This is a genomic window from Oxalobacter paraformigenes (genome assembly GCF_000158475.2).
Taxonomy (GTDB): domain Bacteria; phylum Pseudomonadota; class Gammaproteobacteria; order Burkholderiales; family Burkholderiaceae_D; genus Oxalobacter; species Oxalobacter paraformigenes.
Genome location: NZ_KI392030.1, coordinates 239,162 through 254,523, shown reverse-complemented (window position 1 = coordinate 254,523; position 15,362 = coordinate 239,162). Strand labels below are relative to the sequence as shown.

The window sequence follows — 15,362 nt, the reverse complement described above, 5'->3', positions numbered from 1 at the left end:
ACCTTTGTCCATTACGCCTTAATCCAGACGTCCGTGGCAATGCTTGTATTTTTTTCCACTGCCGCAGGGACACTGTTCATTCCGTCCCACCTTTGGAACATCATTGACGACAGGCTGCCGTTTGACTTCAGGCTTTACATTTTCATCATCGCCATTTTCCCCGGAAGCCAGTTCGCTCTCCGGTTCGGGACGATGATAATTCATGTCCGTGATTTGCGATTCGGCCTGCTGCGCGGCAGCCATTTCCACTTCCTCGCGCGTCCGGATCCGGACAAGCACCAGAACGCGGGTGACATCGTTTCTGATCATGTCCAGCATCTGGCTGAAAAGCTGAAACGCTTCGCGTTTGTATTCCTGTTTGGGATTTTTCTGGGCATACCCGCGCAGATGGATACCCTGGCGCAGATGATCCAGCGCAGCCAGATGTTCACGCCAGTAGTTATCCATACTCTGCAACACTACGCTGCGTTCATACTCCGAGAAGGCTTCTTTTCCGACCAGATCAATCTTGGCCTGATAAAACTCGTCCACGGTCTTCAGGATATGTTCAAGCAAATCCTCATCGGTCAGCGTATTGGACTCTTCAAGCAGGGGAGCCAGGGGAATATCCAGTTTCCACTGGGTCAACAATTCTTTTTCAAGTCCTTCGATATCCCATTGTTCTTCGACCGATTCTTCCGGAACGTATGTTCTGAAGAGATCCGTAAAGGCGCCGTGACGAAGCGAAGTAATCAGTTCGGTAGGATCCTCCAGCTCCAGCAATTCGTTTCGTTGCTGATAAATGACCTTGCGCTGATCGTTCGCCACATCGTCGTACTCAAGCAATTGCTTGCGCATGTCGAAGTTGCGGCCTTCGACTTTCCGCTGTGCCGATTCGATGGAACGGGTAACGATGCCCGATTCGATCGGTTCGCCTTCCGGCATTTTCAGGCGTTCCATGATCGAGCGCATCTTGTCGCCCGCAAAGATACGCAACAGCGGATCGTCAAGCGACAGATAGAATCTTGAAGAACCCGGATCGCCCTGACGCGCCGAACGGCCTCTTAACTGATTGTCCACACGCCGCGACTCATGCCGTTCCGTACCGATAATATGCAATCCGCCCTGGGCCAGAACAAAATCGTGCAGCGATTGCCACTCGTTGCGCAATTTCTCGATCTGCGCCTGCTTTTGATCTTCCGGCATCGACTCATTCGCTTCGAGGAATTCGATCTGTTTTTCGACATTACCGCCCAGCACGATATCCGTCCCGCGACCCGCCATATTGGTCGCAATCGTAATCATCTTCGGCCGCCCTGCCTGTGCAACGATTTCCGCTTCCCGGGCATGCTGTTTCGCATTCAGGACATTGTGTGGCAATCCCGCTTTGGTGAGAATGCCGGAAAGCAGCTCGGAATTTTCGATTGACGTCGTACCGACCAGTACAGGCTGCCCACGCTCATAGCAATCCTTGATATCGTTTAGCATGGCCGCGTACTTTTCTTCGGCACTCTTGTAAACCTGATCCTGGCGATCCAGACGCTGATTCGGCCTGTTCGGCGGAATCACAACCGTTTCAAGGCCATAGATTTCCTGGAATTCATAGGCTTCCGTATCGGCAGTCCCTGTCATACCCGACAGCTTTTGGTACATACGGAAATAATTCTGGAAAGTGATCGATGCCAGCGTCTGGTTTTCATTCTGGATCTTGACGCCTTCTTTCGCTTCGACAGCCTGATGCAAGCCGTCAGACCAGCGGCGGCCTTCCATCAATCGTCCTGTAAACTCATCAACGATAATGACTTGTCCGTCCTGGACGACATAATGCTGATCCCTGTGGAACAGGACATTGGCACGCAAAGCCGCATACAGGTGATGGACCAGAATGATATTGCTGGCATCGTATAAAGAAGCGCCTTCCGGCAGCAATCCCATGCTGGTCAGAATCTTTTCCGCTTTTTCATAGCCGGAATCGGTCAGATAGACCTGATTGGTTTTTTCATCCTTGGTGAAATCGCCCGGAACTTCGATCTTCCCTTTGCCGTCACGTGTTTCCTCGCCAATCTGCAAAGTCAGCATTTTCGGTACGGCATTCATCTTGTAGTACAGTTCGGTATTGTTTTCCGACTGTCCCGAGATGATCAGAGGCGTTCTGGCTTCGTCAATCAAAATTGAATCGACTTCATCCACGATGGCATAGACCAGACCGCGCTGAACGCGATCGGCCACATCGTAAACCATGTTATCGCGCAGATAGTCGAAACCGAATTCGTTGTTGGTGCCGTAAGTGATATCGGCTGCATAAGCGGCCTGTTTCTCGTCATGTCCCATCGACGTCAGATTGACACCTGTTGTCAAGCCGAGCCACCCGTACAGACGCGACATCCAGTCCGCATCGCGTTGCGCCAGATAATCATTGACGGTCACAACATGCACACCTTTTCCGGTCAGGCCGTTCAGATAGGCCGGCAGTGTGGCTACGAGCGTTTTCCCCTCGCCGGTTCCCATTTCGGCAATCTTTCCATAATGCAGCGCCATACCGCCGATTAACTGGACATCATATGGGCGCATCTTCAAAACACGCTTGCTGGCTTCACGACAAACGGCAAAGGCTTCCGGCAAAATGCTGTCCAGCGATTCACCGTTGGCGAGTCGTTCTTTGAATTCAGGCGTTTTCGCCTTCAGCTCGGCATCCGTCAGTTTTTCCAGAACCGGTTCAAGCGAGTTGATTTTGTTTACGGTCTTGCTGTATTGCTTCAACAACCGCGAATTGCGGCTGCCAAAAAGGCTGGTCAATATGGACATGTCACGTTCTTGAAATTAAGCAGTGTAATCGACTGCATTTACATAGGCTTTGATAATACATCAATGCTCACCCTGTCAAAACGCATTTTAGCACGCCCTTTTTCAGGCAATAGGGCACTTTAGTATCTCTTTACACTTTTAAACAAAGAGATTTCACAACTGAACCTTTATTTTCCCTGCGGTTGTTGTTTTATTACGGCAGTCCCCGCTTTTATTCCGGTTATACTGGAAAAGCTCTTCCGTCAGTTTTATCCGGTTCATCCAAAAACGATCAAATCCGTTTCCTGAAGAAAATGAAAACCAGGGATTCGTTTCCGACAGCTCTCGAGTATTTGGGGACACATGAAAAAGTGGCCAATCTGATGCATGTAGCGCATCAGCTTATGGAAATCCAGAACGATTGCCTACGAATCCTCCCGGCCTGCTTTGCCGGTTGCAACGTCTTGAAACTGGAAAACGGAACGCTTTTCATCAGTCCCCCCAACCAGGCGGCAGCCGCCCGTTTAAGGCAGAAGATTCCTTTATTGCAGAACGGCCTGGGTTTGAAAGGCTGGCCTGTTCATTCCATTCGCCTCAAGATCCGTTTTTCCCAGAATCCGTTTGCAGACAAGCCTGTCCAACGAAAAAAACTGTCTTCAAAAGCGTATGAGTCGTTTATGGAGCTACACGAAAAACTCGAGAAAAACCGCACCAATATCCATCTGAGCGAAGCGTTGCATCACTTGATAACAAAACGTCAGCCGACGAACAGATGAATGTTTCTGGCAAATTCAGGCCGGAACCCACTCCAGGGTCGATTGCTCAAACAGCGAATTGGGCGCTTCTTCCTCGGAATTGAAAGTGACGACATCATAAGCGTCGGGTTGTGCCAGCAAGGCCCTGATCAACTGGTTGTTCAAGGCATGCCCGGATTTGTGAGCCGTATAGGAAGCCAGCAAAGGATGTCCGATATTGTACAAATCTCCGATAGCGTCGAGAATCTTGTGCCGGACGAATTCATCTTCATAACGCAATGCGTGAGCGTTCAATATTCTGTATTCATCCATGACGATGGCGTTTTCGAGTGAGCCTCCTCTTGCCAGTCCCATGCCACGCAAGGTTTCCACATCTTTTACGAAACCGAAAGTACGGGCTCGCGACACATCCCTTACATAGGAAACATTGCTCAGGTCGATTTCCGCACGCTGATGAGTCGAATCGATAGCGGGATGATTGAATTCAATAAAAAAATCCAGTTTGAAACCGTTGTAGGGGTCAAGGCGGGCCCACTTCCGGTTAGCGCCTTCCCCTTCGGCGATTTCCACTCTTTTCTTGACGCGGATATACTTTTTGGGCACATCCAGCTCTTTCAATCCTGCCTGCTGCAGCAAAAAAACAAAAGAAGACGCCGAACCGTCCATAATGGGAATTTCTTCCGCATTGACTTCGACGTGCAAATTGTCAATACCGAGCCCTGCGCACGCCGACATCAGATGTTCGATGGTAGAAATACGAACGCCATCCTTCACGAGCGTTGAAGCCAGCATGGTTTCCCCTATCGCTTCCGCGCTGACAGGAATAGAGACCACCGGACTCAAATCGGTACGGTGAAATACAATACCGGTATCTGCAGCGGCTGGCCGAAGCATGAGCTGGACTTTGTATCCGGAATGCAATCCGATCCCGACTGTACGGGTTGGATGTTGGATCGTACGTTGTTTTAGCATGGTTTAGCCGTCACTTCATCAGACACCAGATTATCGCTTTGCCAATATTTTACCCCGGCAATAAGAATTCTGCTGACATTGCAAAATATTGACCAAAACGTTACTAACTTATCCTTTTTTGAAAGGAATCGGCAGTTTTTTTACATTTGTAACAAATTCACATAAAAGCCATTCTTACGGCCGGCCGGAACCGGCCGTGAAAACAGCTCCGGCCCATCAATCGGCTTGCCGGCGCAGAAACGCAGGAATATCGTAGGTTTCCATGCCGTTCTTTTCAAGCGCCTTGACCGTATCGCTGGCCGACTCGCGTCCATGACGCCAGACCGCCGGTTTTTGCAAGGTTTCAAAAGATGGCGCCTGTCCCTGTTCCGCCACAGCATCTCCGCTGCCCGGCATAATGACTTCATCATGGGTTCCGGTTCTCAACTGCGGCGTCTGGACCAGACGCATGGGCTTTTTGTTCTTTCCCAAACCGGTCGCAACAACCGTCACGCGAATGTCTTCTCCCATGGAATCGTCGTAAGCGATTCCCTGTGCAATAGTCGCGTCCGGTGAAGCGAAAGCGCGTACCGTTGCCATGACTTCCTTGATTTCCTTGCCCTTCAAGCCACGACTTGCCGTTACATTGACCAGAACCCCACGAGCGCCGGACAAATCGATACCATCGAGTAATGGCGAAGCCACAGCCTGTTCGGCGGCAATTCTTGCACGGTCCATTCCGGAAGCGACAGCCGTCCCCATCATGGCTTTGCCCTGTTCGCCCATAATCGTCTTCACGTCATTGAAGTCCACATTGATATGGCCCCGAACATTGATGATTTCCGCAATACCGGCAACCGCATTGTTCAGCACATCATCGGCATGTTGCAGCCATTCGATCATGCTGTCGTCTTCATAAATTTCCTCGAGTTTTTCGTTCAGAATGACAATCAGAGAATCGACGTGGGCGGACAAGGCTTCCAGTCCTTCCTCAGCGATTTCCATGCATTTGTCGCCCTCGTAAGAAAAAGGTTTGGAGACAACTGCCACTGTAAGCGCGCCCAGCGATTTGGCGACTTCCGCAACAATCGGAGCGGCGCCCGTTCCGGTGCCGCCTCCCATTCCGGCTGCGATAAAAACCATATGCGCGCCACGCAAGGCGTCTTCTATGCGTCCGCGGGATTCTTCCGCCAGCTGGCGGCCGACATCTGGCCGCATGCCTGCGCCCAGACCGGAATCGCCAATCTGGATGATGTTATCCGCATCCGAATGGGACAAAGCCTGCGCATCCGTATTGGCCGCAATAAATTCAACACCGGATACACCCTTGTTGATCATATGCTGGACAGCGTTCCCGCCAGCCCCCCCTACGCCCACTACCTTGATGATAGTGCCCAGCGTTGCATTGTCGACCATATCAAATTCCATGATTAAGCTCCTGTCAAAATGCCGTTTCCATTTGGCAATTCTCACGCGGTGTGACAATTTCCAACTGAAAACCGCCTTTAATTAAACGTCCAATTCCTGTCAAAACTAGAAATTCCCCATAAACCATTCTTTCATCCGTTGCAGTATCGCCTTGGTTGATCCCTGCTGCTTCGTGACGACCGTACCTCTCAAATACTGCTTCTTCGCTTCGGCAAGCAAGCCGTGCGCTGTCGAATAACGCGGACTCCGGACAACATCGGCCAATTGTCCGCTGTATTGCGGAATGCCCAGGCGCACCGGCTTTAAGAAAATATCCTCGGCCAGCTCGGCAATACCCGGCATCAGCGCCGTTCCCCCCGTCAATACCACGCCCGACGACAGGACTTCCTCATATTCGGATTCCCTGACGACCTGCAACGCCAACGCGAACAATTCTTCCACTCGCGGTTCGATCACCGCCGCCAGCATCTGGCGGGAAAGCGTCCGCGGCCCCCGGTCTCCCAGCCCTGGCACTTCGATCGTTTCAGCCGGATCGACCAGGACCTGCTTGGCAATACCGTAACGCCTCTTGATTTCTTCCGCTTCCAGCGTCGGGGTACGGAGCGCCATGGCAATATCGTTGGTGATCTGGTCGCCTGCAATAGGAATAACCGCCGTATGCCGGATCGCTCCTTCGGTGAAAACGGCAATATCGGTCGTTCCGCCTCCGATATCAATCAATACAACGCCCAGCTCCTTTTCATCCTCGGTCAGAACAGCGTCCGCAGATGCCAGGGGCTGAAGAATCAGATCAGAAACTTCCAGACCGCAACGGCGAATACATTTGACGATATTCTGAACAGCGGAAACGGCGCCGGTCACAATATGCACCTTCACTTCAAGACGAATACCGCTCATGCCTATCGGCTCGCGGACATCTTCCTGATTGTCAACGACAAATTCCTGCGAAACCGTATGCAAAAACTGCTGATCCGTCGGGATATTCACGGCACGGGCCGTTTCAATGACCCGTGCCACATCGGCCGCCGTCACCTCCTTGTCCTTGATCGCCACCATACCGCGCGAGTTGAAACTGCGGATATGGCTGCCCGCAATGCCTGTATAGACATTTCTTATCTTGCAATCCGCCATCAGCTCCGCTTCCTCAAGCGCGGCCTGAATCGATTCGACGGTTGCCTCGATATTGACGACGACGCCTTTTTTCAACCCCTTCGATTCATGCTGTCCCAAACCAATGACTTCATGCCTGCCGTCAGGCAAAACCTCGGCAACGACAGCGACGACTTTGGACGTACCGATATCCAGACCGACAATCAAATTTTTAAGCTCTTTACTCATAGCGCCACACTATTTTGTTTAAGACTTGATGCAGGAAGTTTTCCCTTCGCTTTCAAAGCCATTCCGTTCGGATAACGCATATCGATATTTTCAATACCGTTCCCTGTCTTCTCCGCCAGTTGTGGATACGCTTCCATCAAACGATTCATCAGATTGTTCATCGTGTTCTGATCCTTTTCACGGCCGAATTCGATCCGCATGCCATTGTCCAGTTTGACAGACCAGGCATACCGTTCGGAAAGCCTGATTTCCTTGGGAAACAGCTGAACTTCCGAAAATCGTCTGTAAAAATCCTCGTAACGGGCCAGCACCTCTTTCTCGCTTCCTGCCGGCCCGGAAAATTTCAGAAGATCGTAATCTTCTTCCGCCTCAGCCATGTTTACTGTAAACAGATCGCCTTTGGTCGAGAGCAACTGCCCTTCCGTTCCCCAAATGCCCAAAGGCTGATACTCTTCCAGCGAAACGATCAGTCTGTCTGGCCATTCTCTTCTCACACTGGCTTCCCTGACCCAGGGCACCGCTTCAAACGCCGTCCTGACTTCATTCAAATCGACTGTAAAAAAATTCCCCTTTATATTCGGCAACGCTATGCTTCTGACCGTCAAGGCATTGACATGTTTTAACGTTTCCCCGTTGGCCGACTGTACCTTGACCGTCTGAAGGGCATACACCGGCTTCTGGATCAGCCAGCTGACAATACCTGCCCCCACCGCCAGAAAAAATATGGCCAGGCAGGTATTCGATATCGCATTCAATGCCCGAACGTTGTGCCACATAGCGCGTTTCACTTCTCTCTGTGTTTCAAATGATCCAGTGTTGCCGACTGCAAAAGCGTCAGACATAAATCTTCATAACTCAAACCGGCCTGACGCGCGGCCATCGGCACAAGCGAATGCCCTGTCATGCCCGGTGACGAATTCAGTTCCAGCAAAAACGGCTCATTATCACTGGCACGCAATATCACATCGACGCGCCCCCATCCCCGACAACCCAATGCCTGATAACTCTTTAAGGCACACTGCCGGATCTTTTCTTCTGTTTCGGCATCCAGTCCGCACGGACACAGATACCGGGTCTTGTCGTTAAAGTACTTGTTGTGGTAATCGTAATTCGCGTCCGGAGCGATAATCCGGATCAGCGGCAAGGTCTGCGGCTTGCCATCCAGCTCGAGAATCGCACACGTCAGTTCCATACCTTTAATAAATTCTTCCGCCAGTACCGAACGGTCGTATTTCGACGCCAGCGCATAAGCATCCGCCAGCTGGTCCGCCTGTTTTACTCTGGTCAGCCCCAGCGTCGACCCCTCATGAGCCGGTTTGACAATCAACGGCAATCCCAAATGAGCCATCACTTTGCCGGAATCGGAATCCGCCTTCAGTTCCACATAGCGGGGAGTGGGCAAACCTTCTGCCAGCCACAACCGTTTGGTCATGATTTTGTCCATTGCGATAGCCGAAGCCAGCACCCCGGAGCCGGTGTAAGGAATCTGCATCTGTTCCAGCATGCCCTGCATGCAACCGTCTTCTCCATATCTGCCATGCAGTGCAATAAAGACGCGATCGAACCTTTCGTCTTGCAATCTGGCCGGATCGTTTATCCCGGTATCGAAAAGATGCGCATCGACCCCCCTGCTTTTCAGGGCCTCACAAACTGCTTTTCCGGAAACGAGAGACACTTCCCGCTCTGCCGACTTTCCGCCATACAGAACGCCTACCTTGCCAAGCGAATCCATTTTTTTCACTTTATGCATAACTCAACGCCTTTTCCAGGAGTTTTCCCGAAACGCTACTGATCGAACCGGCGCCCATCGTAATCACCACATCGCCATCCTCGATAACATTCAAAACCGCAGACGGCATTTCGGCGATATCTTCGACAAATACCGGATCAACCTTGCCGGCCACCCTGATGGTCCGGGCCAGCGTTCTTCCGTCCGCTGCTATAATTGGCTGTTCGCCTGCCGGATAGACTTCACCCAACAGCAATACGTCCGTTGCCGACAACACTTTGACGAAATCCTCAAACAAATCGCGCGTTCTTGTATAACGGTGCGGCTGGAATACCAGAACCAGCCTCCGGTTGGGATATGCCCCTCTTGCCGCGGCAAGCGTCGCCGCCATTTCCGACGGATGATGGCCGTAGTCATCTACCAGTTCCACTTCCGCAATTTTTTCCCCATCTTTCTGCGGCAAGCGGATTTTTCCGAGTCTTGTGAAGCGGCGATTGACTCCGGTAAATTTTTCCATGGCCCTTTGTATGGCGCTGTCCTCAATACCGAGCTCACGGGCTATCGCTATGACGGCACACGCATTCTGGACATTGTGCATACCGGGCTGATTCAGACAGATTTCCAGAGGAGGATGCCCTTTCTGCAAAGCGGTAAATATCATCAAGGTGCCTTCCGCCCTCGCGTCAATCGCCCGAACATCCGCATCCTCATGAAAGCCGTACGTCGTGATCGGTTTTGAAATGAACGGTTTGATTTCGCGTACATTACTGTCGTCGATACACAGCATGACCCGGCCGTAAAACGGCAACCGCTGCGTAAATTCGACGAATGCCTGTTTCAGCCTTGCAAAGTCGTGACCGTACGTATCCATGTGATCGGCATCAATATTGGTAATGACTTCGATAACCGGATTCAGATTCAGAAAGGAAGCATCCGATTCATCGGCTTCCGCCACAATGAAATCGCCCGCTCCGAGTCCGGCATTGGCCCCGGCACTGTTCAGGCGCCCGCCGATAACGAAAGTCGGATCGAATCCCCCTTCAGCCAGAACGCTGGCGACCAGACTGGTTGTCGTCGTTTTCCCGTGCGTTCCCGCAATGGCGATACCCCTTTTCAACCTCATCAGTTCGGCCAGCATGACGGCTCGTGGAACAATCGGAACATTCTTTTTGCGCGCAGCCAGCACCTCCGGGTTGTCATCCCTGATGGCGCTTGAAACCACAATAGCATCGGCTTTTTCGATATTTTCCGGAGCATGCCCAAGCATGACCTGCGCACCCAGAGCGGCCAGATGCCGGGTTGAGGAATTGCTTGTCAGATCCGAACCCGTAATTTCGTAACCAAGATTGAGCAATACTTCCGCAATGCCGCTCATCCCGCTGCCGCCGATTCCGACAAAATGAATTTTCTTGACTTTATGTTTCATACGACAATCTATTTCCTGTTAATCGTTCTGATCAGAACTTCAGCGATTCTTTCATTGGCATCTCTTTTACCGAGCGAATAAGCCTTTTTTGCCATTTCCATACATTTTTTGCGGGTCATATCTTTCAAAAGTCGTGCCAGAAATTCCGGCGTCAGTTCCGATTGAGGCAAATGGATTGCTGCCCCCTCCCTGTCCATAAACAAGGCATTGTCCCTCTGATGCGATGTACTGGAAGCGATAAAAGGCACGAGAATACTGGCCACTCCGGCCGAGGTCAGTTCGGTTACCGTAATCGCTCCCGCCCTGCATATCACCAGATCGACATCAGCGTACCGGGCGGCCATATCGTCGATAAAATCAACCACTTCGGCATGAACCTGCGCTTTTCTGTACAACTGGCGAACTTCCGCCACATGCTGTCTCCCGGTCTGGTGAACGAGCTTGGGTCTGGATTCGAACGGAAGCAATGCCAGCGCGGCGGGCAAACACTCGTTCAAAACCCTTGCGCCAAGGCTTCCCCCCACTACCATTATTTTCAGGACGCCGTCACGTTTCATATAACGGCTTTCCGGCTCAGGCAAATTCCTGATTTCCGGCCGAACGGGATTGCCGGTACAGACAGCCTTTGAAGCCAACTCGCCATAGTCGCCCGGAAAACCGAACAATACGTGCTTCGCGGAAGAGGCCAACGTCTTGTTGGATAAAAGCAGTCTCGCGTCCGCATTGACCAGCACAATCGGTATGCCGAGCATTCTTGCCGCCATACCGCCCGGTACCGTGACATATCCTCCCATCCCCACCACCAGATCGGGCTTGCGCCTGCGCATGATCCCATGACACGCCATGAAACCGGTCAGCAAGTGGACACCGCCTTTGAGCATGTGCATCAGCCCCTTGCCCCTTAAGCCGGCAAAATCAATACTGTCCATCTCGATATCGTGAGACGGTACGATCTTCCCTTCCATGCCATGCTGTGTTCCCAGCCAGGTAACGTCCCATCCCTCGCGCTGCATGGTCGAGGCGATGGCAAGGCCCGGGAAGATGTGCCCTCCCGTTCCGGCTGCCATAACCATGAGTCTTTTACGGGCATTCATGTCCGTCCTCCTCTCATGATCTTTCTGTTTTCATAATCGACGCGCAACAGAATAGCCATAGCCATGCAATTGATGACAATTCCCGACCCTCCATAACTCATCAAAGGCAAGGTCAGCCCTTTTGTCGGCAAGAGGCCAAGATTGACCCCCATATTGATGAACGTCTGCACACCGATCCAGATTCCGATACCCTGAGCCAGCAAACCCGCAAAAATCCGGTCCATGGCAATAGCCTGCCGTCCGATTTCAAACGCCCGTTTCACAATCCAGTAGAAAATGGCCACTACCGCCAGAACGCCGACAAACCCCAGTTCTTCACCTACCACAGCCATCAGGAAGTCCGTATGCGCTTCGGGCAAATAATGCAGTTTCTCAACGCTGCCTCCCAGCCCCACTCCGAAAATCTCCCCGCGACCGAACGCGATCAGCGAATGCGAAAGCTGGTAACCTTTTCCAAGCGCATTGGCCTCATCCCAGGGATTCAAATACGCAAAAATCCGTTCTCTCCGCCATGGCGACATGAGAATCACCATACTGAAAATGCCCACCAGCGTCGCCGCGATACCGCCAAACCAGACACCGTTGAAACCGCCCAGAAAAAGAATGCCCATGGCAATACAGATAATGACGCCTAAAGCCCCAAGATCCGGCTCCAGCAACAAAAGAAGGCCAATCAGGCCGAGCGCCGTTGCCATCGGCAAAAATCCCTTTGTCAGTTTATGCATGAATTCCTGCTTTCTGACGGTGTAATCGGCGGCATACATGACAATGAACAGCTTCATCAGTTCGGAAGGCTGCAAATTGAAAATTCTGAACGAAAGCCAGCGTCGCGCTCCATTGACGCCTTTTCCGATCCCCGGTATCAAAACCAGCATCAGAAGAAAAAGCGTGATCACGAACAGGAGAGGGGCGTATTTCTGCCAGGTATCGATAGGAACCCGGAACATCATGAATCCCGCAACCAGTCCGAGCACGATGAATACAGCCTGCCGGATAAAAAAATGTTCGTTCCGGTAACTGGCGTATTTCGGCGAATCAGGCAAAGCGATGGAAGCGGAATAAACCATGATCAATCCGAGAAACAGCAAGGCTAAAACCGCGAATATCAGATACTGATCGAACCTCATCATTTTGGCGCTCTTGGCAGAAGACGAACGATTGTCCATCGTTCCCTTCATGCTGCCGAAAAAGCGTTTCACCGATTGCAGGATCATGGCGTCACCTCCCCGGCGGTACCGGCCAGCTGGCGGATTTGTGAAACGAAAACCTCCGAACGGTGAGCATAATTGCGGAACATATCCATGCTGGCGCATGCAGGCGACAAGAGCACGATATCGTTTTTTCTCGCAATCTCCGATCCGCGCAAGACAGCCTGCTCAAGCGAATCGCAATAAATCTGTTCAACACCTGCTGACGAAAGAGCGTCATGAATCAGATGGGCATCCTTTCCAATCAGCAACACAGCCTTGACATATCGGGACACAACATGGGATAAAGGCGAGAAATCCTGCTCCTTGCCAAGACCACCGGCAATCAGAATGATTCTTCGTTCTTCCCGAGCTTCACTTTCGCCCAGCCCCTTGACGGCAGCAACCGTTGCACCGACATTGGTTCCCTTGCTGTCGTCGATATAGGCGACATCTTTCACGATAGCGACCAGTTCGACGCGATGCGGTTCTCCAGGATACTCGCGCAAAGCCTGAAGAAGAGGAGCAAAGGGTAAACCGATGGCCCGACACAAAGCCAGAGCGGCAAGCGCATTGCTGGCATTGTGCCGCCCGCGAATCCGCAATGCACCGGCCGGCATCAGATTCTGGATCCTGTATTCCTGCTGCACAGCGTTCTTCCTGTTTTTCCTGAGCGCTTCCTCTTCGCGAGGAGACATAACGGACAACCATTCGATATCCCGATCGAGGTGCAAACCGTAAGAACCGGGTTCAGACGGTTCATCCGTTCCGAAGCTCACAACCGGTGCCTGCGACGTTCGCATCTGCATGACGGTTTCATCCCCGCGATTCAGCACTCGCACGGTTTTTTCTCCGAAAATCCGCTCCTTGGCAGCCCCATACGCTTCCATACTGCCATGCCAGTCAAGATGATCCTGCGTGAGATTCAGAACCGTTGCCGTATCCGCTTCAAGGCTGTATGTCGTAAACAGCTGAAAACTCGACAGTTCGAGAACCCATATTTCCGGCAATTGGTCTTTTCGGATAACGTCGAGCAAGACATCGAGTGCGGCCGGACTGATATTGCCTGCCAGACGAACGGTTTTGCCAGCCCGCCTGCACATGTGTCCGGTCAGGCTGGTGACCGTCGTTTTGCCGTTTGTTCCCGTCACAGCGATAACATTCGGTCTGTATTGCCGTTCTTTTTCAAGCCCCTTCAACGCTTGTGCGAACATTTCGATTTCACTCCAGACGGGAACATCATGTTCTTTGGCAAAAGCCAGGATTTCTTTCAGTTCAACATCAGGACGCAAACCGGGGCTGACTGCGACAAGATCGAAATTTTCAAAGTCCAGCAGAGCAAACGGACCGGCGACGAACTCCGCTTCCGGAATCTCTTGCCGCAATCGGGGCAATCTGTCAGGATTTTCACGCGTATCGGCGACACAAATGTTTGCCTGGCAATACGCGCACCAGCGCGCCATCGCCAACCCGGATTCTCCGAGCCCCAACACGAGTACTTTTTTGCCTGCCAGATTCATATCATCTAATCTTCAAAGTCGACAAACCGATCAAAACCAGAATCATGGTAATAATCCAGAAACGGACAACCACTTGTGTTTCTTTCCAGCCTTTCTGTTCAAAATGATGATGCAGCGGCGCCATCAGGAAAATGCGGCGTCCGACACCATATTTTTTTTTCGTATATTTGAAATACGTTACCTGCATCATGACGGAAACCGTTTCCACTACGAAAATGCCCCCCATGATGAACAGTACGATTTCCTGCCGGACAATCACGGCTATCGTTCCCAGCGCGCCACCCAATGCCAGCGCACCGACGTCTCCCATGAACATCTGCGCCGGGTACGCGTTAAACCACAGAAAAGCCAGACCCGCGCCCGCCATGGCACCGCAGAAAACAAGCAACTCGCCCGTCCCGGGAATGTAAGGAATAAAAAGATAACGGGAATAAACCGAGTGTCCTGTCAGGTAAGCGAAAACGCCCAGTGCCGTTCCCACCATGATCGTCGGCATGATGGTCAGTCCATCCAGTCCGTCCGTCAGATTGACCGCATTGCTTGTGCCCACAATGACGAAATAGGTCAGGGCGATAAACCCCCAAACGCCCAGCGGATAACTGACGGTTTTGAAAAACGGGATAATGAAATCCGCCTTGGGAGGAAGATTCATACTGAATCCGGACTTTACCCATTCAATGAAAAGATGCCAGACTTCAAAATTGGATTGCCCTGACACGGCAAACGCCAGATAGACAGCAGCCATGATTCCGATCAGCGACTGCCAGAAATATTTTTCGCGTGAGGACATCCCGTTCGGATTCTTGTAAACGACTTTGCGATAGTCATCGACCCAGCCGATAATGCCGAATCCCATCGTCACGATCAGAACGACCCAGACAAAGCGATTGGAAAGATCGCACCACAACAGTGTCGAAATGGCAATGGCAATGAGAATCAGAAGGCCGCCCATAGTCGGCGTTCCCGACTTGACCAGATGAGTCTGGGGGCCATCCGTTCGTACAGCCTGGCCGACTTTCAGTCTTGTCAACAGACGGATAACAGCCGGGCCTGCCACCAAACCGATGGACAGCGCCGTTAACGTGGCAAAGACTGCGCGGAAGGAAATGTAGCCGAAAATCCTCAGCAGACCCAAATCCTGTTGAAAAAACTGTGCCAGCCAAAGCAGCAT

12 protein-coding genes are annotated in these 15,362 nt (G+C 51.8%); 1 reads left to right on the top strand and 11 read right to left on the bottom strand.

The window, feature by feature from the left end; genetic code table 11:
• Nucleotides 1–18 precede the first annotated feature (18 nt).
• Nucleotides 19–2,784 (bottom strand): preprotein translocase subunit SecA, encoded by a 2,766-nt coding sequence (gene secA, locus OFAG_RS01170; RefSeq protein WP_005878169.1) that lies wholly within the window; start codon nucleotides 2,782–2,784, stop codon nucleotides 19–21.
• A gap of 293 nt (nucleotides 2,785–3,077) precedes the next feature.
• On the opposite strand from secA, the gene OFAG_RS12685 reads away from it, so the two are divergent.
• A complete protein-coding gene (locus tag OFAG_RS12685; protein WP_005878171.1) occupies nucleotides 3,078–3,539 on the top strand; it encodes a hypothetical protein in 462 nt (153 codons plus the stop codon).
• A gap of 15 nt (nucleotides 3,540–3,554) precedes the next feature.
• Here the strand turns inward: OFAG_RS12685 and lpxC are convergent, their stop codons facing one another.
• From lpxC to mraY, 10 genes are all read right to left on the bottom strand, one after another.
• Nucleotides 3,555–4,490: a UDP-3-O-acyl-N-acetylglucosamine deacetylase gene (gene lpxC, locus OFAG_RS01160; protein ID WP_005878173.1), complete on the bottom strand. Its 936-nt coding sequence runs from the start codon at nucleotides 4,488–4,490 to the stop codon at nucleotides 3,555–3,557.
• A gap of 216 nt (nucleotides 4,491–4,706) precedes the next feature.
• A complete protein-coding gene (gene ftsZ / locus OFAG_RS01155; protein ID WP_005878175.1) occupies nucleotides 4,707–5,897 on the bottom strand; it encodes a cell division protein FtsZ in 1,191 nt (396 codons plus the stop codon).
• Nucleotides 5,898–6,002: 105 nt separating this feature from the next.
• Entirely contained in the window at nucleotides 6,003–7,235 is a 1,233-nt protein-coding gene (gene ftsA, locus OFAG_RS01150; protein WP_005878178.1) for a cell division protein FtsA, read from the bottom strand.
• Nucleotides 7,232–8,011 (bottom strand): cell division protein FtsQ/DivIB, encoded by a 780-nt coding sequence (locus OFAG_RS01145; protein ID WP_005878179.1) that lies wholly within the window; start codon nucleotides 8,009–8,011, stop codon nucleotides 7,232–7,234. Before OFAG_RS01145 ends, ftsA begins: the two co-directional genes overlap by 4 nt.
• Nucleotides 8,012–8,019: 8 nt before the next feature.
• Nucleotides 8,020–8,985 (bottom strand): D-alanine--D-alanine ligase, encoded by a 966-nt coding sequence (locus tag OFAG_RS01140; protein ID WP_005878181.1) that lies wholly within the window; start codon nucleotides 8,983–8,985, stop codon nucleotides 8,020–8,022.
• Nucleotides 8,978–10,390 (bottom strand): UDP-N-acetylmuramate--L-alanine ligase, encoded by a 1,413-nt coding sequence (gene murC, locus OFAG_RS01135; protein ID WP_005878183.1) that lies wholly within the window; start codon nucleotides 10,388–10,390, stop codon nucleotides 8,978–8,980. Before murC ends, OFAG_RS01140 begins: the two co-directional genes overlap by 8 nt.
• Nucleotides 10,391–10,398: 8 nt before the next feature.
• Nucleotides 10,399–11,484, bottom strand: a complete 1,086-nt coding sequence (gene murG / locus OFAG_RS01130; RefSeq protein ID WP_005878184.1) for an undecaprenyldiphospho-muramoylpentapeptide beta-N-acetylglucosaminyltransferase — start codon at nucleotides 11,482–11,484, stop codon at nucleotides 10,399–10,401.
• Nucleotides 11,481–12,662, bottom strand: coding sequence for a putative lipid II flippase FtsW (gene ftsW, locus OFAG_RS01125; protein WP_231371656.1), 1,182 nt, complete (start codon nucleotides 12,660–12,662; stop codon nucleotides 11,481–11,483). Before ftsW ends, murG begins: the two co-directional genes overlap by 4 nt.
• A gap of 32 nt (nucleotides 12,663–12,694) precedes the next feature.
• Entirely contained in the window at nucleotides 12,695–14,191 is a 1,497-nt protein-coding gene (gene murD / locus OFAG_RS01120; protein ID WP_005878188.1) for a UDP-N-acetylmuramoyl-L-alanine--D-glutamate ligase, read from the bottom strand.
• Between the two features lies 1 nt (nucleotide 14,192).
• Nucleotides 14,193–15,362, bottom strand: a complete 1,170-nt coding sequence (mraY, locus tag OFAG_RS01115) for a phospho-N-acetylmuramoyl-pentapeptide-transferase (protein WP_005878190.1) — start codon at nucleotides 15,360–15,362, stop codon at nucleotides 14,193–14,195.